At 62.6% G+C, this 19,216-nt stretch carries 20 protein-coding genes; 4 read left to right on the forward strand and 16 right to left on the reverse strand.

The annotated features are described in order from the left end of the window. The first annotated feature begins 54 nt into the window (after positions 1-54). Together recR and GDH07_RS08080 are read left to right on the forward strand one after the other, a co-directional pair. The gene (recR, locus tag GDH07_RS08075) at positions 55-657 is read left to right on the forward strand and encodes a recombination mediator RecR (protein ID WP_022643314.1); all 603 of its coding nucleotides are present in this window, start codon (positions 55-57) and stop codon (positions 655-657) included. 102 nt (positions 658-759) lie between these two features. Further along, entirely contained in the window at positions 760-1,908 is a 1,149-nt protein-coding gene (locus GDH07_RS08080; RefSeq protein WP_152897102.1) for an acyl-CoA dehydrogenase family protein, read from the forward strand. 210 nt (positions 1,909-2,118) lie between these two features. On the opposite strand, the gene GDH07_RS08085 is transcribed toward GDH07_RS08080, so the two are convergent. Together GDH07_RS08085 and fnr are read right to left on the reverse strand one after the other, a co-directional pair. Then, positions 2,119-2,667, reverse strand: coding sequence for an adenine phosphoribosyltransferase (locus GDH07_RS08085; RefSeq protein ID WP_022643316.1), 549 nt, complete (start codon positions 2,665-2,667; stop codon positions 2,119-2,121). An 82-nt stretch (positions 2,668-2,749) separates the two neighbouring features. Beyond that, positions 2,750-3,484, reverse strand: a complete 735-nt coding sequence (gene fnr / locus GDH07_RS08090) for a fumarate/nitrate reduction transcriptional regulator Fnr (protein ID WP_022643317.1) — start codon at positions 3,482-3,484, stop codon at positions 2,750-2,752. Positions 3,485-3,637: 153 nt separating this feature from the next. Between fnr and GDH07_RS08095 the strand changes: the two genes are divergently transcribed. Continuing rightward, a complete protein-coding gene (locus GDH07_RS08095; protein WP_152897103.1) occupies positions 3,638-4,117 on the forward strand; it encodes a hypothetical protein in 480 nt (159 codons plus the stop codon). Between the two features lie 71 nt (positions 4,118-4,188). On the opposite strand, the gene hemN is transcribed toward GDH07_RS08095, so the two are convergent. The 14 genes from hemN to ccoN (GDH07_RS08165) all read right to left on the reverse strand — a co-directional run bounded on the left by hemN (position 4,189) and on the right by ccoN (GDH07_RS08165) (position 18,410). Then, positions 4,189-5,571, reverse strand: a complete 1,383-nt coding sequence (hemN, locus tag GDH07_RS08100) for an oxygen-independent coproporphyrinogen III oxidase (RefSeq protein ID WP_152897104.1) — start codon at positions 5,569-5,571, stop codon at positions 4,189-4,191. A gap of 118 nt (positions 5,572-5,689) precedes the next feature. Then, positions 5,690-6,373 (reverse strand): sulfite exporter TauE/SafE family protein, encoded by a 684-nt coding sequence (locus GDH07_RS08105; protein ID WP_022643320.1) that lies wholly within the window; start codon positions 6,371-6,373, stop codon positions 5,690-5,692. Continuing rightward, complete coding sequence (gene ccoS / locus GDH07_RS08110) at positions 6,366-6,596, reverse strand: cbb3-type cytochrome oxidase assembly protein CcoS (RefSeq protein WP_031321309.1); 231 nt, start codon at positions 6,594-6,596, stop codon at positions 6,366-6,368. Before ccoS ends, GDH07_RS08105 begins: the two co-directional genes overlap by 8 nt. A gap of 21 nt (positions 6,597-6,617) precedes the next feature. Continuing rightward, positions 6,618-9,068 (reverse strand): heavy metal translocating P-type ATPase, encoded by a 2,451-nt coding sequence (locus tag GDH07_RS08115; protein ID WP_152897105.1) that lies wholly within the window; start codon positions 9,066-9,068, stop codon positions 6,618-6,620. A gap of 98 nt (positions 9,069-9,166) precedes the next feature. Beyond that, positions 9,167-9,703 (reverse strand): FixH family protein, encoded by a 537-nt coding sequence (locus GDH07_RS08120; RefSeq protein ID WP_031321311.1) that lies wholly within the window; start codon positions 9,701-9,703, stop codon positions 9,167-9,169. A gap of 11 nt (positions 9,704-9,714) precedes the next feature. After that, positions 9,715-11,130 carry a cytochrome c oxidase accessory protein CcoG gene (gene ccoG / locus GDH07_RS08125; RefSeq protein WP_022643324.1) on the reverse strand — a complete coding sequence of 472 codons (1,416 nt, stop codon included), beginning with the start codon at positions 11,128-11,130 and terminating at the stop codon, positions 9,715-9,717. Positions 11,131-11,500: 370 nt separating this feature from the next. Beyond that, complete coding sequence (gene ccoP, locus GDH07_RS08130) at positions 11,501-12,478, reverse strand: cytochrome-c oxidase, cbb3-type subunit III (protein WP_022643325.1); 978 nt, start codon at positions 12,476-12,478, stop codon at positions 11,501-11,503. Then, a complete protein-coding gene (locus tag GDH07_RS08135; RefSeq protein ID WP_031321312.1) occupies positions 12,475-12,660 on the reverse strand; it encodes a cbb3-type cytochrome oxidase subunit 3 in 186 nt (61 codons plus the stop codon). The genes ccoP (GDH07_RS08130) and GDH07_RS08135 overlap by 4 nt, the downstream gene beginning before the upstream one ends. 5 nt (positions 12,661-12,665) lie before the next feature. Beyond that, positions 12,666-13,274: a cytochrome-c oxidase, cbb3-type subunit II gene (gene ccoO / locus GDH07_RS08140; protein WP_022643327.1), complete on the reverse strand. Its 609-nt coding sequence runs from the start codon at positions 13,272-13,274 to the stop codon at positions 12,666-12,668. Beyond that, positions 13,274-14,716, reverse strand: a complete 1,443-nt coding sequence (gene ccoN / locus GDH07_RS08145; RefSeq protein ID WP_022643328.1) for a cytochrome-c oxidase, cbb3-type subunit I — start codon at positions 14,714-14,716, stop codon at positions 13,274-13,276. The genes ccoO (GDH07_RS08140) and ccoN (GDH07_RS08145) overlap by 1 nt, the downstream gene beginning before the upstream one ends. Positions 14,717-15,209: 493 nt before the next feature. Next, on the reverse strand, positions 15,210-16,151 hold the full coding sequence (gene ccoP / locus GDH07_RS08150; protein WP_022643329.1) for a cytochrome-c oxidase, cbb3-type subunit III: 942 nt from the start codon (positions 16,149-16,151) through the stop codon (positions 15,210-15,212). Next, on the reverse strand, positions 16,148-16,363 hold the full coding sequence (locus tag GDH07_RS08155; RefSeq protein WP_022643330.1) for a cbb3-type cytochrome oxidase subunit 3: 216 nt from the start codon (positions 16,361-16,363) through the stop codon (positions 16,148-16,150). Before GDH07_RS08155 ends, ccoP (GDH07_RS08150) begins: the two co-directional genes overlap by 4 nt. Before the next feature lie 3 nt (positions 16,364-16,366). After that, positions 16,367-16,975, reverse strand: coding sequence for a cytochrome-c oxidase, cbb3-type subunit II (ccoO, locus tag GDH07_RS08160; protein ID WP_022643331.1), 609 nt, complete (start codon positions 16,973-16,975; stop codon positions 16,367-16,369). A gap of 10 nt (positions 16,976-16,985) precedes the next feature. Next, positions 16,986-18,410 (reverse strand): cytochrome-c oxidase, cbb3-type subunit I, encoded by a 1,425-nt coding sequence (ccoN, locus tag GDH07_RS08165; protein ID WP_022643332.1) that lies wholly within the window; start codon positions 18,408-18,410, stop codon positions 16,986-16,988. Positions 18,411-18,509: 99 nt separating this feature from the next. Here ccoN (GDH07_RS08165) and GDH07_RS08170 point away from each other — a divergent pair, with 99 nt between their 5' ends. Continuing rightward, positions 18,510-19,205 (forward strand): alpha/beta family hydrolase, encoded by a 696-nt coding sequence (locus GDH07_RS08170; RefSeq protein ID WP_152897106.1) that lies wholly within the window; start codon positions 18,510-18,512, stop codon positions 19,203-19,205. The last annotated feature ends 11 nt before the right edge of the window (positions 19,206-19,216 follow it).

A 19,216-nucleotide genomic window follows, 5' to 3' on the forward strand; every position in this document is an offset into this window, starting at 1 on the left:
TATCCCGGGGCGCGGGTATAAACCGCGTCTCGTCGTTTTGTCGGACCTTTGCCCATGAGCTTCAGCCCCCTTATTCGCCAACTGATCGATGCCTTGCGCACCTTGCCCGGGGTGGGGCAGAAAACTGCCCAGCGCATGGCCCTGCAGCTGCTCGAGCGTGATCGCAGCGGCGGCTTGCGCCTGGCCCAGGCCCTGAGCCAGGCCATGGATGGGGTGGGGCATTGCCGCCAGTGCCGGACCCTGACCGAAGACGAGCTCTGCCCGCAGTGCGCCGATCCGCGACGCGACGACAGCCTGCTGTGCGTGGTCGAGGGGCCGATGGATGTCTACGCGGTGGAGCAGACCGGCTATCGCGGTCGCTATTTCGTGCTCAAGGGGCATCTCTCGCCCCTCGACGGCCTGGGTCCGGAAGCCATCGGCATTCCGCAATTGCTGGCGCGGATCGAAGAGCAGGGCACCTTCAGCGAGGTCATCCTGGCCACCAACCCCACGGTGGAAGGCGAAGCTACTGCCCATTACATCGCCCAGCTGTTGACCGACAAGGGCCTGATCGCTTCGCGGATCGCCCACGGCGTGCCCCTGGGGGGCGAGCTGGAGCTGGTGGACGGCGGCACCCTGGCCCACTCCTTCGCCGGACGCAAGCCCATCACCCTGTAACCCCATCCGTCTGCCGGCCCGCCGGCGGACGGTTTCTTGCGCTCTCTTGAAAACCAAGCAAGCGCTTGGTAAGTTCCTCCGACCCTTCAGAGGAGCTTGCCGATGTCTGCCTGCCAGGAATACTTCGATCCCAGCCACCAACTGATCCGTGACAGCGTGCGACGTTTCGTCGAGCGCGAGATCCTCCCCGACATCGAACACTGGGAGGAGGCCGAGAGCTTTCCCCGTGAGTTGTATCTCAAGGCCGGCGCGGCCGGCATTCTCGGTATCGGTTATCCGCAGGCCCTGGGGGGCAGCCATGAAGGCGACCTGTTCGCCAAGGTCGCCGCCAGCGAAGAGTTGATGCGCAGCGGTTCCGGTGGCCTGGTGGCGGGATTGGGATCGCTGGATATCGGCTTGCCGCCCATCGTCAAGTGGGCGCGTCCCGAGGTTCGCGAGCGTGTGGCGCCCCTGGTGCTGTCCGGAGAGAAGATTTGCGCCCTGGCGGTGACCGAGCCCGGTGGCGGTTCCGACGTGGCCAACCTGCAGACCCGCGCAGTGCGCGACGGTGATCATTATCGCGTCAGCGGCAGCAAGACTTTCATTACCAGTGGCGTGCGCGCCGACTTCTACACCGTGGCCGTGCGTACCGGTGAGCCGGGTTATGGCGGTATCAGCCTGCTGTTGATCGAGAAGGGCACGCCCGGCTTCACCGTGGGCCGGCAGTTGAAGAAGATGGGGTGGTGGGCGTCTGATACCGCCGAGCTGTTCTTCGAGGACTGCCGGGTGCCGGCGGGCAACCTGATCGGTGTCGAGAACATGGGGTTCGCCTGCATCATGGGCAATTTCCAGAGCGAACGCCTGGCCCTGGCGTTGATGGCCAACATGACTGCGCAGATGGCTGTGGAAGAGAGCCTGAAGTGGGCACGCGAGCGCGAGGCGTTCGGCAAGCCAGTGGCCAAGTTCCAGGTGATCAAGCATCGACTGGCGGAAATGGCCACGGCCGTGGAGGTGTCCCGGGAGTTCACCTACCGCCAGGCGGCCAAGATGGCCGCCGGCAAGAGCGTGATCAAGGAAATCTCCATGGCCAAGAACTTCGCCACCGACACTGCCGATCGCATCACCTACGATGCCGTGCAGATCCTCGGTGGCATGGGCTACATGCGCGAGAGCCTGGTGGAGCGCCTGTATCGCGACAATCGCATCCTGTCCATCGGCGGTGGCACCCGCGAGGTGATGAACGAAATCATCAGCAAGCAGATGGGGCTCTAGCCAGGTTCGGGAATCACCAGCGGGCCACGGTCTTCGTCACTGATGAGCAGCGTCAGCGACTGCGCCGGTTCAATGGCCCGGGCGGGCGTCAAACCGGTAGATGGCTGCGGCAACCGCTATCGGACTATACCTAGACGGCCAGCTGGTGGGCCCGGTGCTTGGTGTGGCTGCTGGTATGAGACGCCGTCCCCGGGGGACGGCATGCCGGGATCAGCGTTCGGTCAGGGAGAACTGGGTCAGGCAGAAGGTTGGGATGCCCATGTCCTGGAGCTTTTGCGATCCGCCAAGCTCCGGCAGGTCGATGATGGCTGCGGCTTCATGGATCTTCGCGCCCATGCGCCGTACCAGGTTGGCAGCGGCGATCAGCGTGCCGCCGGTGGCGATCAGGTCATCGAACATCAGCACCGAGTCACCCTCGCACAGGCTATCGGCATGGACTTCGAGGAAGGCTTCGCCGTATTCGGTCTGGTAGCCCTCGGCCAATACATCCGCTGGCAGTTTGCCTTGTTTGCGAAACAGGATCAGCGGCTTGTTCAGCTGGTAGGCGATGATCGAACCGATCAGGAAGCCCCGGGCATCCATGGCGCCGATGTGGCTGAAGTCTTCTTCGACATAGCGCTGGGCGAAACTGTCGGCCACCAGGCGCAGGGCCCGTGGAGACTGGAACAGGGGGGTGATGTCGCGGAAGATCACGCCCGGCTTCGGGAAGTCGATGACGGGGCGGATCAGGGATTTGATGTCGAAGGAGTCGAAGGCCATCTGCAGGTGTCCTGGCGGGCGAAATAAGCCGCGCCAGTATACCCGCGACCGAGCCGCTTGGCTCAGTCGCAGTGCCTGTGGATCAGGCGTCCACCGAGCCGCCGGCCAGGGCGCAGAGCTGGATCGGATCGAGGATGTGGACTTCCTTGCCTTCGGCGGCAATCAGTTCGTTCTGCTGGAAGCGGGTGAACACCCGGGACACGGTTTCCACGGCCAGGCCCAGGTAGTTGCCGATTTCGTTGCGCGACATGCTCAGGCGGAACTGGTTGGCGGAAAAACCCCTGGCACGGAAGCGCGCCGACAGGTTCACCAGGAAGGTGGCGATGCGCTCGTCAGCGGTCTTTTTCGACAACAGCAGCATCATCTGTTGGTCGTCGCGGATCTCGCGGCTCATGACCCGCATCAACTGGCGACGCAGCTGGGGCAGCTGCAATGCCAGCTCGTCCAGGCGCTCGAAGGGGATCTCGCAGACCGAGGTGGTTTCCAGGGCCTGTGCCGAAACCGGATGGCTCTCGGTATCCATGCCGGACAACCCCACCAGCTCGCTGGGGAGGTGGAAGCCGGTGATCTGTTCTTCGCCGCTGTCGCTGAGGCTGAAGGTTTTCAGGGCGCCCGAGCGGACGGCATAGACCGAGTCGAAGCCATCACCCTGACGGAACAGGAATTCGCCTTTTTTCAATGGGCGGCCACGTTTGACGATTTCGTCCAGCGCGTCCATGTCTTCCAGATTCAGAGAAAGTGGCAGGCAGAGAGGGGCCAGGCTGCAGTCCTTGCAATGGGCCTGGTTATGAGCGCGCAGTTTAACTGGCTCGGACATTCTAGAATCCTTGTGGGAAAGCACACATAAGCCGTAAGGGTAACTCACGGGAGGAGGTTCCGGCCAGTCCGTGCCGTGTTGACGATCAGTCGTAAAGCAATCCTTTAATGGGTCGATAGCCTGTTAACGAAAGCAACTTGGAGAGGCGCGGTTATGTCGTCCGTTGGCGGTATTACTAATGGCAGCAATAACTTGCAGCTGTTTTCTGAGTCCTCGAAAAGCGCTGATGGTGAAGAACTAAGGGTTTCTCCGTTAGTTGCCGAGCCGTTACCGGGGGAGGGCGTCAAAGTGTCGCTGTCCGGAGCCGGGCTGAAGAAATCCTCCAAGGCTGCCGGGGACGACAGCGACATCGAGGAAAGTGGCTTGCCCCAGACCATTCAGCAAATCCTCAAGATGATCAGGAAATTGCAACAACAGATTTCAGAGAAGATGGCCGAGCTACAGGCGGTCATGGCCGACAAGCGTTTGAGCCCCGAAGAAGCCAGGATCAAGGTCGGTGGCCTGCAAGCTGACCTGGCGACTCTGAACAGTGGCTTGCTGTCTGCCAATGCCTCCCTGGTCAAGGCGATGAGGCAGGAAAGCCTGACCCAGGAGCAAGTGATGAAGGCCGCTGCGTTGCTGATGAAATCCTAGTGACGCTACGAAAGCGAGCCGGGCTTCGATCATGTTTTGGTGTCGATGTCCGGCAAGTTTTCGTCCCCGTCTTAAATTACCCGGGAAAACCGCTGGCGGTTTTGTTGGCCCAGGTAAGCGTCGAACACCATGCATACCGAACGTACCAGCAGGCGACCTGCCGGCAATACCGTAATGCCTTGGTCGTTTAGTTCGATCAGGCCATCGTCGGCCATCTCCTGCAAGTTTGCCCATAGTTCATGGAAATAACCGCGGAAGTCGATATTGAATGCCTGTTCGATGTTTTCGAACTTGAGACTAAAGTTGCATATCAGTTGTTGAATTATTTCACGGCGCAGGCGGTCATCGGCACTGCAAACCAAGCCGCGACTTGTCGCTAGTTGTGCCCCCGCCAAAGTATTTTGATAGTGGGCCAGGTCACTGCTGTTCTGGCAGTACAGGTCGCCGATCTGGCTGATGGCCGAAACCCCCAGGCCGATCAGGTCGCAATGGCCGTGGGTGGTATAGCCCTGGAAGTTGCGTTGCAGGGTCGACTCTTCCTGGGCAATGGCCAGCTCGTCGTCGGGCAGGGCGAAATGATCCATGCCGATGTAGCGGTACCCGGCGGCGGTCAGTTGTTCGATGCTGCGTTGCAGCATCTGCAGTTTTTCTGCGGGAGCCGGCAGTTCGCTGCTGTTGATCCGGCGCTGTGGCATGAAGCGCTCGGGCAGGTGAGCGTAGTTGAATACCGAGAGCCGATCCGGTTGCAGGTTGATGACCTCGTCCACGGTCCGGGCGAAGTTCTCCGGCGTCTGCTTGGGCAGGCCATAGATCAAGTCGATATTGATGGAGCGGAACTGCAGGGTCCGGGCCGCCTCGATCACCGCGCGGGTTTCCTCCAGGCTCTGCAAGCGGTTGACCGCACGTTGCACGGCCGGGTCCAGGTCCTGCAAGCCGATACTGACTCGGTTGAACCCCAGCTCCCGCAACAGGCCCATGGTCGACCAATCGGCCTCCCTGGGGTCGATCTCGATACCGTAGTCGCCGGAATCATCGTCGAGCAGGTTGAAGTGCTTGCGCAGCAAGGCCATCAGCTGGCGCAACTCGTCATGGTTGAGAAAGGTCGGGGTGCCGCCACCGAAGTGCAGTTGCTCGACCCGCTGGTTCGGGGCCAGGTGGCAGGCGATCAATTGCATCTCCTGCTCCAGCCGCTGCAGGTAGGGCAGCGCGCGGCTGCGGTCCTTGGTGATGACCTTGTTGCAGGCGCAGTAGTAGCAGATGTTGGCGCAGAACGGGATGTGCACGTACAGCGACAGCGGGCGCTGGGCCTTGCGGCTGTCGCGCAGTGCGTGCAGCAGGTCGAAGGCGCCGACCTGGCTGTTGAATTGCACAGCGGTCGGGTACGAGGTGTAGCGTGGGCCCGCCAGGTCGTAGCGGCGGATCAGATCTGTGTCCCAACGAATGGCGTCGAGCATGCGGGAATTCCCCCGGATAGGCTGGCAATGCTCGCGAGTCTAGGGGGTAGGGGCTGAAGCCATCTTGATTTGTATCAAGGGTGTTCCCAGGCGGCTGGGGTAGTGCTCCGCGAAGGTTTCAGTGGCCCATCAACCAGTGCTGGTGCGGACCTGGCAGGGTCCAGATGCCGAACAGCATGACCAGCAGGCCGCCAGCCAGGCGCACGCTGCGACGGCGCAGCAGGGCCGTGACCCGTTCCGCCGCCAGGCCGGTGGCCAGCAGTACCGGCCAGGTGCCCAGGCCGAAGGCCAGCATCAGCAGTGCGCTGTCCAGGGCATTGCCCTGGCTCGCCGACCACAGCAGGGTGCTATATACCAGGCCGCAGGGCAGCCAGCCCCAGAGTGCGCCTAGTACCAGGGCCCGTGGCAGGCTGGACACCGGCAGCAGGCGACTGGCCAGGGGCTGGATATGCCGCCACAAACCCTTGCCCAGGGCCTCGATACGGGTCAGGCCGCTCCACCAGCCGGCCAGGTACAGGCCCATGGCGATCAGCAACAGCCCGGCCAGGGTGCGCATGAACAGGGCCACGGGGCTGTTGGCCACCGCCCAGCCCGCCAGGCCCAGCAGCAGGCCGGCCAGGGCGTAGCTGAGGATGCGCCCCAGGTTGTAGGCCAATAGCAGGCGCAGGCGCCGCCCACGTTGTTCCTGGGGAATGGCCAGGGTCAGTGCGCCCATCAGGCCTCCGCACATGCCCAGGCAGTGGCCGCCGCCGAGGAGGCCGAGGATCACTGCGGAAACCAGCAGCGGGGCCAGCTCAAGCATGGGGCGGTTCCGATTTCTTGGCTGGATCCTGCTCGGCGGCCGGTTGGCCCTTGGCGGCATCCACCGCGGCGGTGTGGCTTGGATCCTGGTCGTCGAACAGGATGCTGTGGGCCGGGCCGTCGAGGTCGTCGTACTGGCCGCTGTCGACGGCCCAGAAGAAGATGTAGATGGCGATGGCCACGATCAGCAGGGCGGCCGGGATCATCACGTAAAGAGCTGGCATCTGGACTCCAGGCCCGGCGGCTCAGGCCAGCAGCGGGCGGGTTGCGGGGGCTTCGGCGCTGTCGGCCAGCCGCGGCATGCGGGTCAGGCGCAGGGCGTTGAGCACCACGGTCAGGGAACTGATGGACATGCCGACCGCGGCCCAGACCGGAGTGATCCAGCCAAGGGCGGCGAACGGCAGCATCAGGCCATTGTACAGCCCCGCCCACAGCAGGTTCTCGATGATCACCCGGCGAGTCCGGCGAGCCAGGCTGAAGGCCTGTACCAAGGCTTCCAGGCGATTGGACAGCAGCACCGCATCGGCGCTGGTCTTGGCCAGGTCGGTGGCCGAGCCCATGGCCACGCTGATGTCGGCGGCGGCCAGCACCGGCACGTCGTTGACCCCGTCGCCGAGCATCAGCACCTTGCGGCCCTGCTGGTGCAACTGCTGCAACACTTGCAGCTTGTCGTCCGGGCGCAGGCCGCCGCGGGCTTCGTCGATCTGCAATTGTGCGGCGACGCTGGCGACCATCGGCGAGCTGTCCCCGGACAGCAGCAAGGTGTGCCAGCCACGGGCCTTGCAGGCTGCCAGCAGGGCCGGGGCATCGCTGCGCAGGCGGTCGTCGAGCACCAGCCAGGCGAGGGCACCCTGGGTATCGCCGAGCAGCAACCACTGGCCGGCTTCATCGGGCATTTGCGGTACCGCGCAACCGCTGAGCTGGCAGACGAACGCCGGATGGCCGATACGCAGGCGCTGGCCCTGGACCGATCCTTCCAGGCCCAGCCCCGGGCTGCTGGTGACATCCTCGGCGGCCACCGGTGCACGGCCGAACGCCCTGGCGATCGGATGTTCGGAACGGTTTTCCAGGGCCGCGGCCAGGCTCAGGCAAGCATCGCCGGACAGGCTGCCAAGCGGGCGGATGGCGCGCAGGGCCAGGCGGCCTTCGGTCAGGGTGCCGGTCTTGTCGAAGATCACCGTATCGATCTGGTTCAGGCCTTCGAGGACATGGCCACGGGTCAGCAGCAGGCCAAGCTTGTGCAGGGTGCCAGTGGCGGCGGTGAGGGCCGTGGGTGTGGCCAGGGACAGCGCGCAGGGGCAAGTGGCGACCAGCATCGCCAGGACGATCCAGAAGGCCCGGGGCGCGTCCAGTTGCCACCACAACAAGCCGATGGCGGCTGCGGCTATCAGCGACAACAGCAGGAACCACTGGGCGGCGCGCTCGGCCACTTCGGCCAGGCGGGGTTTTTCGGCCTGGGCCCGGTCCAGCAGGCGAACGATGGCCGACAGGCGAGTGTCCTGGCCCAGGGCCTGGACCTCCACGGTCAATGCCCCCTCGACGTTCAAGGTTCCGGCGGTGACGGTATCGCCCAGGCCTCGGGGTTGTGGCAGGTATTCGCCGGTGAGCAGCGATTCGTCGACGCTCGACTGGCCGTCGAGGATCTTGCCGTCCGCCGGCAACACCGCGCCGGGATGCACCAGTACCCGGTCGCCCAGGCGCAATTCGCTGAGCAGGATGCGTTCGCTCTGACCGCTTGCGTCCAGGCGCAGGCAGGAGGCCGGTAGCAGGTTGACCAGTTGCGCGGTGGCCGCCGCGGTCCGTTCCCGGGCCCGGCGCTCCAGGTAGCGGCCGGCGAGGAGGAACAGGGCGAACATGCCTACTGCGTCGAAATACAGCTCGCCGACTCCGCTGATGGAGGTCCAGATGCCCGCCAGGTAGGCCCCGCCGATGGCCAGGGAAACCGAGACGTCCATGGTCAGGTGGCGAGTGCGCAGGTCACGCATCGCACCCTTGAAGAACGGCGCACAGCTATAGAAGACGATAGGAGTGGTGAGGAACAGCGCGACCCAGCGCAGGATGGTGTGCAGCTCCGGGCTCAGGTCGATGTTGAATTCCGGCCAGGTGGCCATGGTCGCCATCATTGCCTGGAACCACAGCAGGCCGGCCACGCCCAGTTGGCGTAGAGCCAGGCGGTTCTCGCCAGCCAGTTGCTCGCTGGCTTTGTCCGGCTGGTAGGGGTGGGCGGCGTAGCCGATCTGGCGCAGCTGCGCGAGCAACTGGCTCAAGGGCAGGTCGCTGTCGGCCCAGCTCACGTGCAGGCGATGATTGGACAGGTTGAGCCGGGCTTCGGCCACTGCCGGCAGGCTGCGCAGGTGCTTCTCGATCAACCAGCCGCAGGCGGCGCAACTGATGCCTTCCATGAGCAGGGTGGTCTGCGCCAGTTCGCCCTCGTGGCGGACGAAGGGCTGTTGCACATCGGCGCGATCGTATAGCGCCAGTTCGTCCACCAGTTGTACCGGCAAGGCCTCGGGGTTGGCGGATGCTTCACTGCGGTGGCTGTAGTAGTGCTCCAGGCCGCCGGCGACTATCGCCTCCGCGACCGCCTGGCAACCCGGGCAGCAGAACTCCCTGGATTCGCCGAGCACGACGGCGGTGAACCGGCTGCCGGGAGGAACCGGCAGGGCACAGTGGTAGCAAGGCAGTGGCGTGGTCATCGGCAGTCTTTTGGCTCTGGGAAAAACTCATCGCCGGCCAGTCGACTCCTGCCTGGGGGCAGGGAGGCGGCAGTCCGGCGATGTGTGGCGGGTGTCGATCAATTCAGGTCTTCGGCGCCTTGCAGCGGCTCGTCGCCCAACAGCAGGTCCTTGTCGTGGCTGACCTGTTCTTCCTCGAACATGCGCCAGGTCTTGTCGCCCTCGACCCCAAGCAGCTCGACGAAGCGCCGGCCCTCGACCTTGTCGTTCACCTGGCCGATGTAGCGACCGTGTTCGGTTTCGCTGCGGGTCAGGACGATCTTGCGATCCTTCTCTGGCTGGGTCGGCGAGATCAGGTTCAGCTCAAGGCTCTTGGGCTGGCTGTCGCCGCTCAAGCGCAGTTCGACTTCGCCGGTCAGGTCGTCGAGATGCACGCTGGCGCGCATTTTCAGCGTTTGTGCCAGCAACTCGCGGTCCAGGGAGCGGTTGATGCCTTTGCCGGCCTCGTAGTAGTTGTCGTTGACCAGGTTGTCCGGGTTGTTCACCGCAATGGTCACCATGGACAGGGTCAGGGCTACCGAGCAGGCGAGGATACCGATGATGATCCAGGGCCAGAGGTGCTTGTACCAGGGGTTTGTGGCGACGGCTGTAGGCATGCTCATTTCTCTTAACGAATTTGTGGGCCGATGAATCGGCTCTTGGCTTCGACCTGGACGCTTTCGTCATCGATGTCCTTGAGGATGAACTTCACCTCGTTGGTGGTCGATGGCAGTTGTTCCGGAGCGATCGACAGCTCCGCGGGCATGCTGACGATGTCGCCAGCTACCACATGGATTTCGCGCTTGCTCTGCAGCTTGAGGTCCGGCAGGCCAGTGGCGTCCAGGACGTAGGTGTGGTCGCGCTGGTCCTTGTTCATGATCTTCAGGCTGTAGACGTTCTCGATCCGGCCTTCGGCGTTCTCGCGGTACAGCACCCGGTCCTTGCTGACGTCGAAGCCCACCAGCGAGCGCATCAGGAACGCGGTGACCAGCAGGCTGATCATGGCCAGGAGCACCAGGGCGTAGCCGATCAGGCGCGGACGCAGTTTATGGGTTTTCTGGCCTGAAAGGTTGTGTTCGGTGGTGTAGCTGATGAGGCCGCGAGGATAGTCCATCTTGTCCATGATGCTGTCGCAGGCATCGATGCAGGCGGCACAACCGATGCACTCGATCTGCAGGCCGTCGCGGATGTCGATACCGGTCGGGCAGACCTGGACGCACATGGTGCAGTCGATGCAGTCGCCCAGGCCCTGGGCCTTGTAGTCGGCGCCTTTCTTGCGCGGGCCACGACCTTCGCCCCGGCGCGGGTCGTAGGACACGATCAGGGTGTCCTTGTCGAACATCACGCTCTGGAAGCGGGCGTAGGGGCACATGTAGATGCACACCTGCTCACGCAGCCAGCCGGCGTTGCCGTAGGTGGCCAGGGTGAAGAACCCGACCCAGAAATAAGACCAGCCATCGGCCTGGCCGGTGAAGAAGTCGATGACCAGTTCACGGATCGGCGAGAAGTAGCCGACGAAGGTCATGCCGGTGACGAAACCGATCAGCAGCCACAGGCTGTGCTTGGCGAACTTGCGCAGGAATTTGTTGGCACCCATGGGCGCCTTGTCCAGCTTGATCCGCTGGTTGCGGTCGCCTTCGGTGACCTTTTCGCACCACATGAAGATCCAGGTCCAGACGCTCTGCGGGCAGGTGTAGCCGCACCAGACGCGGCCGGCGTAGACGGTGATGAAGAACAGGCCGAAGGCGGCGATGATCAGCATGCCCGACAGCAGGATGAAGTCCTGGGGCCAGAAGGTGGCGCCGAAGATGAAGAACTTGCGTTCCGGCAGGTTCCACCAGACGGCCTGGTGGCCGCCCCAGTTGAGCCAGACGGTACCGAAGTACAGCAGGAACAGCCCAGCACCGCCCACCATGCGCAGGTTGCGGAACAGGCCGGTGAAGGCACGGGTGTAGATTTTTTCTCTGGAGGCGTAGAGGTCGACGCTTTTGCTGGCGTTTTTGGCAGGCGGGGTTACATCGTGTACAGGAATCTGATTGCTCATCATTGCATCCCACGGCAGTGGAAAAATGCCTCGGCCAGTACGTGCCGACCGGGGTCAAAAAGGGGTGTTGCAGTGGCGCAATGATACGCCTGTAGCTCTAGGACAAGGGTGCGACCTTTGGTCGCGTTGGGGGAAGCCAATCGATAGTGTAATGACCTGAATCAATTGACTTGTGGATTATGGACCGTTTTGCACTCCATACCGTTCGAATCTTTCATGGCGTCGGAAAAATCCCTAGGCAGTTGTCGGTCTTGCCTTAGATTTCTATGCGTCACGCAGGACGTTTTTGGCAGAGAACGGCGCCCAATGAAAACGGCCCCGCCAACATGCGTTGGCGGGGCCGTTCGGGTATTGCCTTCAGGCCATGGGCTTATTCAGCATCGGCCTGCTTGTCACCGTGGGACAGGCTGTAGACATAAGCCGCCAGCAGGTGGACCTTGTCGTTGCCCTGCAGTTGCTCCTGGGCAGGCATCACGCCTTGGCGACCATGGCGAATGGTCTGCTGCAGCTGGGCGAAGCTCGAACCGTAGATGAACGCTGCCGGGTGGGTCAGGTTGGGTGCGCCCATAGCTGGGGTGCCCTTGCCTTCAGGACCGTGGCAGACCGCGCAGTTGGCGGCGAACAGCTTCTGGCCATTGGCCGGGTCGGCCTTGATGCCTTCCGGCAGCTTGCGACCATCGAGGTTGGTCAGGACATAGGCGGCAACGTCGCTGACGCCTTGTTCCTTGATTACATCCACCCAGGCCGGCATCACTGCGTGACGACCGCCCATGATGGTGGCCTTGATGGTTTCCGGCTCGCCGCCCCAGCGCCAGTCGGCGTCGGTCAGGTTAGGGAAGCCATAGGCACCCTTGGCATCGGAACCGTGGCAGACCGAGCAGTTGGAAGCGAACAGGCGGCCACCCATTTTCAGGGCTTGCGGATCCTTGGCTACTTCCTCGATCGGCATGGCTGCGTACTTGGCGAAGATCGGACCGAACTTGGCGTCGGAGCGAGCCATTTCCTTTTCCCACTCATGCACGCCGGTCCAGCCGGACTGGCCGTTGGCGAATGCAGTCTGCTTCTCGTTATCAAGGTAGTTGTAGCCAGGCAGTACGCCTTTCCAGTTGCCCAGGCCGGGGTACAGCACCAGGTAACCCAAGGCGAAGACGATGGTGCCGACGAACAGCATGAACCACCATTTCGGCAGTGGGTTGTCGTACTCCTCGATCCCGTCGAAAGAGTGGCCGACCGTCTCGTCGGTCTGCTCGGCGCGCTGGCCCTTGCGGGTCGACAGCAGCAGCCAAGTCAGGGCGAAGATGGTACCCAGACTGAGGACTGTGACGTACAGACTCCAGAACGTAGTCATTCTTTGTTACTCCTAGAAGCTTGCTCGACGTGCTTGATGGCGTCGGGGTCATCCGCGAACGGCAGCAAGGTCGCGTCGTCAAACTCGGACTTGCGCTTGGGGCTGAACACCCAGAGTGCCAGGCCGACGAAGGCCACCATCACGACAAGGGTGCCCAGGCCACGAATCATCCCGATATCCATCTAGATCACCGTTTGCTTTTGATGATGGTGCCCAGGCCTTGCAGATAGGCCACCAGCGCGTCCATTTCGGTCTTGCCCTTCACGGCATCCTTGGCACCGGCGATGTCTTCGTCGGTGTAGGGAACGCCGAGCGTGCGCAGGACTTCCATTTTCTTCGCGGTGTCCTTGCCGTCGAGCTTGTTTTCTACGAGGAACGGATAAGCCGGCATCTTCGACTCGGGGACAACGTTGCGCGGGTTGTACAGGTGCGCACGCTGCCAGTCATCGGAGTAGCGGCCGCCAACGCGGGCCAGGTCCGGACCGGTACGCTTGGAACCCCACAGGAATGGATGGTCCCAGACGCTTTCACCGGCTACCGAGTAGTGGCCATAGCGTTCGGTTTCGGCACGGAACGGACGGATCATCTGCGAGTGGCAGCCGACACAGCCGTTGGCGATGTAGATGTCACGACCTTCCAGTTCCAGCGCGGTGCGTGGCTTCATGCCTTCCACCGGCTTGTTGGTGACGTCCTGGAAGAACAGCGGGACGATCTGGGTCAGGCCGCCGATGCTGACGGCGATGACCATGAAGAAGGCCAGCAGGCCAATGTTCTTCTCGACTACTTCGTGCTTCATCAGTGAGCTCCAACTACAGCGATCTGAGCAGCGGCTTCAGCTTCCGCCGGGTTCGAGGCGCGCACGGTACGGAATACGTTGTACGCCATGATCAGCATGCCGGCGGCGAAGAAAGCACCGCCCAGGGCGCGGACGATGAAGCCTGGGTGACTGGCTTGCAGCGCTTCGACGAAGGAGTAGGTGAGGGTGCCGTCGTCGTTGATCGCACGCCACATCAGGCCCTGGGTGATGCCGTTGACCCACATCGAGGCGATGTAGAGAACGGTACCGATGGTAGCCAGCCAGAAGTGAGTGTTGATCAGGCCGATGCTGTGCATCTGCTGACGACCGAAGACTTTCGGGATCAGGTGGTACAGGGCGCCGATGGAGATCATCGCTACCCAGCCCAGGGCACCGGCGTGTACGTGGCCGATTGTCCAGTCGGTGTAGTGGGACAGCGAGTTGACGGTCTTGATGGCCATCATCGGACCTTCGAAGGTCGACATGCCGTAGAACGCCAGGGACACGACCAGGAAGCGCAGGATCGGGTCGGTGCGCAGTTTATGCCAGGCGCCCGACAGGGTCATCATGCCGTTGATCATGCCGCCCCAGCTTGGAGCCAGCAGGATGATCGACATGGCCATGCCCAGGGACTGGGCCCAGTCCGGCAGCGCGGTGTAGTGCAGGTGGTGCGGACCAGCCCAGATGTACAGGGTGATCAGTGCCCAGAAGTGCACGATGGACAGGCGATAGGAGTAGATCGGACGCTCAGCCTGCTTGGGTACGAAGTAGTACATCATCCCCAGGAAGCCGGTGGTCAGGAAGAAGCCCACGGCGTTGTGGCCGTACCACCATTGGATCATCGCGTCGGTGGCGCCGGCATAGGCCGAGTAGGACTTGAAGAAGCTGACCGGCAGGGAGGCGTGGTTGACGATGTGCAGCATCGCCGTGACCACGATGAAGGCGCCGTAGAACCAGTTACCCACGTAGATGTGCTTGGTCTTGCGCTTGGTGATGGTGCCGAAGAACACCAGGCCGTAGGTGACCCACACGATCGCCAGGAGGATAGCCAGGGGCCATTCCAGTTCGGCGTATTCCTTGGTGGTGGTGTAACCCAGTGGCAGGGTCACGATGGCACCGACGATCACCGCCTGCCAACCCCAGAAGGTGAAGGCCGCGAGGCTGTCGGAAATCAGTCGCGTCTGGCAGGTTCGCTGCACGACATAGTAAGAGGTGGCAAACAATGCACATCCACCGAAGGCGAAGATCACCAGGTTGGTGTGCAGCGGGCGCAGGCGTCCAAACGTCGTCCATGGCAGACCGAAGTTCAACTCCGGCCAGACCAGTTGCGAGGCGATGAAGACACCGAGCCCCATGCCAAGGATCCCCCAGACCACCGTCATGATGGCGAACTGGCGGACTACCTTATAGTTATAAGCAGTCGGACTGATTGCTGTGCTCATTTCTAAGGTTCCACGGTTTGGGTGTTTTATTAGGGATAAAAATCGGTCGCAAGTATGGAGAAAGCAGGGGGTCATTGCAACGCGCCATGACCTGCGTCAATGCGTTCCATGCCTGATTCTGCGGCCTTTCCCTATGCCGAGTAGGGACAAAAAACGCCCTCTGACAAACTGTCGCAGTGGACAAAAAAATCGGGGGTGTCAGGTCAGTTGTAACCGGGTGTGTGGAAGCCCCTTGAACAGCTGACAGGCGGTCAGCGAGTCGACAGCCGGTATAAACCAGCCTTTGCGGCCTGTCATCGAACGAAAGCTTCGAGCGTCGCCCATACCTTTGGCCTGCGACCGGCCTTCGCCAGTCCACTTCGGGGTAAGCCTAGACCTGATTCGGATGGGTGCAAACGTGGCGGGGTAGAGGGGTGCGACACTTGGTCGCAAAGAGGCGAGGGGAACTTCAGGGGACAAGCTGCGGGTAAACCCGCAGCTTGTTGGTGTTGCTTTACTGACCGCTTGCAGCTTGCGGCTTGCTGCCGTGGGACAGGCTGTACACGTAGGCAGCCAGCAGCTGCACCTTGTCGTTGCCCAGCAGTTCGCTCTGCGCCGGCATGTGGCCCTGGCGACCATGGCGGATGGTCTGTTGCAGTTGGGCCAGACTGGTGCCGTAGATGAAGCCGGCTGGCTGAGTCAGGTCCGGCGCGCCCATGATGGCGGTGCCCTTGCCATTCGCACCGTGGCAAGCCACGCAGGTGGTGCTGAAGGCTTGCTGGCCGGCTACCAGGTCGGCGTCGTTATCGGCTGGCAGCGGCAGGCCGGCCAGTTCATGACGCACATAGGCGGCGACGTTCTTCACGCCGTCTTCCTTGAGCACTTCACCCCAGGCCGGCATCGCGGCCATGCGTCCGCCCATGATGGTGGCCTTGATGGTCTCGGCATCGCCACCCCAGCGCCAGTTGTCGTCGGCCAGGTTCGGGAAGCCGAAGGCACCCTTGGCGTCGGAGCCGTGGCAGACCGAGCAGTTGGAGGCGAACAGGCGACCACCCATTTTCAACGCTTGTGGGTCCTTGGCGACTTCTTCCACGGGCATGGCGGCGAATTTGGCGAAGATCGGACCGAACTTCACGTCCGCCTTGGCCATTTCCTTTTCCCATTCCTTGGTCTGGGTCCAGCCGTCCTCATAGCCCGGCAGGACGCCTTTCCAGTTGCCCAGGCCCGGATAGAGGATCAGGTAGCCAACGGAAAACACCAGGGTGCCGGCGAACAGCAGGAACCACCATTGCGGCAGGGGGTTGTCGTATTCCTCGATGCCATCGAACGCGTGGCCCATGGTCTGGTCCACGCTGCCCTTGGTTTCACCCCGACGGGTGCCGACCAGCAGCCAGGTCAGGCCGATCAGGCTGCCGATGGTCAGTACGCAGATCCACGTACTCCAGAAGGTGGTCATGGCCGAATGCTCCTTGTTGCAGGCTCTTGAGGTTGAGCGTCATCAGATGAAGTGCTCGCCGCCGGGTCATCGGCGAAGGGCAGCAGGCGTGCCTGGGCAAACTCGGGATTGCGCTTGGTGTTGAACACCCAGATCGACAAGCCGACGAAGGCGATCATCACTACCAGGGTCCCGAGCCCGCGGATCATGCCGCTATCGAGTGCAAAGCCCATGGCTCACCTCTTGCTCTTGATCGAAGTGCCAAGCACTTGCAGGTAGGCCACCAGGGCGTCGATCTCGGTCTTGCCCTTGAGCGAGGCGGTCGCACCGGCGATGTCTTCGTCGGTGTAAGGCACGCCGAGGGTACGCATGACCTTGAGCTTGGTTTCGGTATGGCTACTGTCCACCGGTGCGGTCACCAGCCATGGGTAGGCTGGCATCTTCGACTCCGGCACGACGTTGCGCGGGTTGTACAGGTGCGCACGGTGCCAGTCGTCGGAGTAGCGGCCGCCAACGCGGGCCAGGTCCGGACCGGTGCGCTTGGAACCCCACAGGAATGGATGATCCCAGACGCTTTCACCGGCTACCGAGTAGTGGCCATAGCGTTCGGTTTCGGCGCGGAACGGACGGACCATCTGCGAGTGACACTGTACGCAGCCTTCGCGGATGTAGATGTCGCGACCTTCCAGTTGCAGCGCGGTGTAGGGCTTCATGCCCTCCACCGGCTTGTTGGTGACGTCCTGGAAGAACAGCGGGACGATCTGGGTCAGACCGCCGATGCTCACCGCGAAGACCATCAGCAGCATGAGCAGGCCGACGTTTTTCTCAATCGTTTCGTGTTTCATGGCGGACTCCTCAGGCCATCTGCGCAGCAGCGTTGACTTCGGCTGGCACCGCGGCACGCACGGTGCGCCAGGTGTTGTAAGCCATCAGGAACATGCCGCTGAGGAAGATCGCCCCACCGACCAGTCGCACGATGAAGCCTGGGTGGCTAGCCACCAGGGTTTCGACGAAGGAGTAGGTGAGGGTGCCGTCTTCGTTGACTGCACGCCACATCAGGCCCTGGGCGATGCCGTTGACCCACATCGAGGCGATGTAGAGCACGGTGCCGATGGTGGCCAGCCAGAAGTGGGTGTTGATCAGGCCGAGGCTGTACATCTGCTCGCGACCGAAGACTTTCGGGATCAGGTGGTACAGCGAACCGATGGAGATCATCGCAACCCAGCCCAGGGCGCCGGCGTGTACGTGGCCGATTGTCCAGTCGGTGTAGTGGGAGAGGGCGTTGACGGTCTTGATCGCCATCATCGGACCTTCGAAGGTCGACATGCCGTAGAACGCCAGGGACACCACCAGGAAGCGCAGGATCGGGTCGCTGCGCAGCTTATGCCAGGCGCCCGACAGGGTCATCATGCCGTTGATCATGCCGCCCCAGCTTGGAGCCAGGAGGATCAGCGACATGATCATGCCCAGGGACTGCGCCCAGTCCGGCAGCGCGGTGTAGTGCAGGTGGTGCGGGCCGGCCCAGATGTACAGGGTGATCAGTGCCCAGAAGTGCACGATGGACAGGCGATAGGAGTAGACCGGACGTTCGGCCTGCTTGGGCACGAAGTAGTACATCATCCCCAGGAAGCCCGCGGTCAGGAAGAAGCCCACGGCGTTGTGGCCGTACCACCATTGCACCATGGCGTCGGTGGCGCCGGCGTACAGCGAGTAGGACTTGGTCAGGCTGACCGGCAGTTCCAGGTTGTTGACGATATGCAGGATGGCCACGGTGATGATGAAGCCACCGAAGAACCAGTTACCCACATAGATGTGCTTGGTGTTGCGCTTGACCAGGGTGCCGAAGAACACGATGGCGTAGGCCACCCAGACAATGGTGATCAGGATATCGATCGGCCATTCCAGTTCGGCGTATTCCTTGGAGCTGGTGTAGCCCAATGGCAGGCTGATGGCCGCCAGCAGGATCACCAACTGCCAGCCCCAGAAGCAGAACGCGGCGATTTTCGGCGCGAACAACGTGGTCTGGCAGGTGCGTTGCACCGAATAGAACGACGTGGCAAACAGTGCACAGCCACCGAAGGCGAAGATCACCGCGTTGGTGTGCAATGGCCGCAGGCGACCGAAGCTGGTCCACGGCAGATCGAAGTTGAGTTCGGGCCACACCAACTGGGCTGCGAGAAAAACCCCGAGCCCCATGCCGACGATGCCCCACACCACCGTCATAATGGCGAATTGGCGGACCACCTTGTAGTTGTAGGCGGTACTGATAGAAGTGTTCATGGTTCCCCATCCACGGTTCAGCTGAAGTGAAAGCGACTGCGCGCGGCACGGCGCGCCCACTTCGTCTGGAGTTATAGGCAGACTAAAAGCGAGGCAAGCATGAGCAATGAGCACAAGGCCAGTATTGACGGGGATCAATGGGCGCAGTGCGTGCGGGAGCGGGGCTGGTCGTGGGATGTCGCGGCGAGTGCGACCCCGGGCAAGTCGCCGACCTTGATCCTGGCCCACGGTGCCGGCGCACCGATGGACAGCGGGTTCATGGAACAGATCGCTGAACGCCTTGCCCGGCATGGGGTGAACGTCTTGCGCTTCGAGTTCCCCTACATGGCCCAGCGCCGCCTGGACGGCGGCAAGCGCCCTCCGAACCCGGCGCCCAGGCTCCTGGAGTGCTGGCGCGAGGTGTATGCCCAAGTGCGACCTTATGCCACTGGGGTGCTGGCGGTGGGCGGCAAGTCCATGGGCGGGCGCATGGCCAGCTTGCTGGCCGACGAGTTGCAAGCCGATGCCCTGGTTTGTCTGGGCTATCCCTTCTATGCGGCCGGCAAACCGGAAAAGCCCCGGGTAGCGCACCTGGCCGAACTGGCCACGCCGACGCTGATCGTCCAGGGCGAGCGCGATGCCCTGGGTAATCGCCCGGCGGTGGAGGCCTATACCCTGGCGCCGGCCATCGAGCTGGAATGGCTGGTAGCGGCCGACCACGATCTCAAGCCTCTCAAGGCCTCGGGGTACAGTCACGAGCAGCATCTGGAGTCCGTCGCGGCCAGGGTCGCCGGGTTCCTGCGGGCGGCAGGCTGAACGCCAGGTTT

Origin of the sequence: Pseudomonas piscis (assembly GCF_009380155.1) — a bacterium.
GTDB lineage: Bacteria > Pseudomonadota > Gammaproteobacteria > Pseudomonadales > Pseudomonadaceae > Aquipseudomonas > Aquipseudomonas piscis.

What these genes read in the sequence shown, in the direction of transcription:
- GDH07_RS08115 (WP_152897105.1), bottom strand. Translation starts at nt 9,068, where the DNA reads ATGACCACGCCACTGCCTTGCTACCACTGTGCCCTGCCGGTTCCTCCC.
- GDH07_RS08135 (WP_031321312.1), bottom strand. Translation starts at nt 12,660, where the DNA reads ATGGATATCGGGATGATTCGTGGCCTGGGCACCCTTGTCGTGATGGTG.
- ccoS (WP_031321309.1), bottom strand. Translation starts at nt 6,596, where the DNA reads ATGCCAGCTCTTTACGTGATGATCCCGGCCGCCCTGCTGATCGTGGCC.
- hemN (WP_152897104.1), bottom strand. Translation starts at nt 5,571, where the DNA reads ATGCTCGACGCCATTCGTTGGGACACAGATCTGATCCGCCGCTACGAC.
- GDH07_RS08155 (WP_022643330.1), bottom strand. Translation starts at nt 16,363, where the DNA reads ATGGGCTTTGCACTCGATAGCGGCATGATCCGCGGGCTCGGGACCCTG.
- ccoN (WP_022643328.1), bottom strand. Translation starts at nt 14,716, where the DNA reads ATGAGCACAGCAATCAGTCCGACTGCTTATAACTATAAGGTAGTCCGC.
- recR (WP_022643314.1), top strand. Translation starts at nt 55, where the DNA reads ATGAGCTTCAGCCCCCTTATTCGCCAACTGATCGATGCCTTGCGCACC.
- fnr (WP_022643317.1), bottom strand. Translation starts at nt 3,484, where the DNA reads ATGTCCGAGCCAGTTAAACTGCGCGCTCATAACCAGGCCCATTGCAAG.
- GDH07_RS08170 (WP_152897106.1), top strand. Translation starts at nt 18,510, where the DNA reads ATGAGCAATGAGCACAAGGCCAGTATTGACGGGGATCAATGGGCGCAG.
- ccoN (WP_022643332.1), bottom strand. Translation starts at nt 18,410, where the DNA reads ATGAACACTTCTATCAGTACCGCCTACAACTACAAGGTGGTCCGCCAA.
- ccoG (WP_022643324.1), bottom strand. Translation starts at nt 11,130, where the DNA reads ATGAGCAATCAGATTCCTGTACACGATGTAACCCCGCCTGCCAAAAAC.
- ccoP (WP_022643325.1), bottom strand. Translation starts at nt 12,478, where the DNA reads ATGACTACGTTCTGGAGTCTGTACGTCACAGTCCTCAGTCTGGGTACC.
- ccoO (WP_022643331.1), bottom strand. Translation starts at nt 16,975, where the DNA reads ATGAAACACGAAACGATTGAGAAAAACGTCGGCCTGCTCATGCTGCTG.
- GDH07_RS08085 (WP_022643316.1), bottom strand. Translation starts at nt 2,667, where the DNA reads ATGGCCTTCGACTCCTTCGACATCAAATCCCTGATCCGCCCCGTCATC.
- GDH07_RS08080 (WP_152897102.1), top strand. Translation starts at nt 760, where the DNA reads ATGTCTGCCTGCCAGGAATACTTCGATCCCAGCCACCAACTGATCCGT.
- GDH07_RS08105 (WP_022643320.1), bottom strand. Translation starts at nt 6,373, where the DNA reads ATGCTTGAGCTGGCCCCGCTGCTGGTTTCCGCAGTGATCCTCGGCCTC.
- GDH07_RS08120 (WP_031321311.1), bottom strand. Translation starts at nt 9,703, where the DNA reads ATGCCTACAGCCGTCGCCACAAACCCCTGGTACAAGCACCTCTGGCCC.
- GDH07_RS08095 (WP_152897103.1), top strand. Translation starts at nt 3,638, where the DNA reads ATGTCGTCCGTTGGCGGTATTACTAATGGCAGCAATAACTTGCAGCTG.
- ccoO (WP_022643327.1), bottom strand. Translation starts at nt 13,274, where the DNA reads ATGAAGCACGAAGTAGTCGAGAAGAACATTGGCCTGCTGGCCTTCTTC.
- ccoP (WP_022643329.1), bottom strand. Translation starts at nt 16,151, where the DNA reads ATGACCACCTTCTGGAGTACGTGGATCTGCGTACTGACCATCGGCAGC.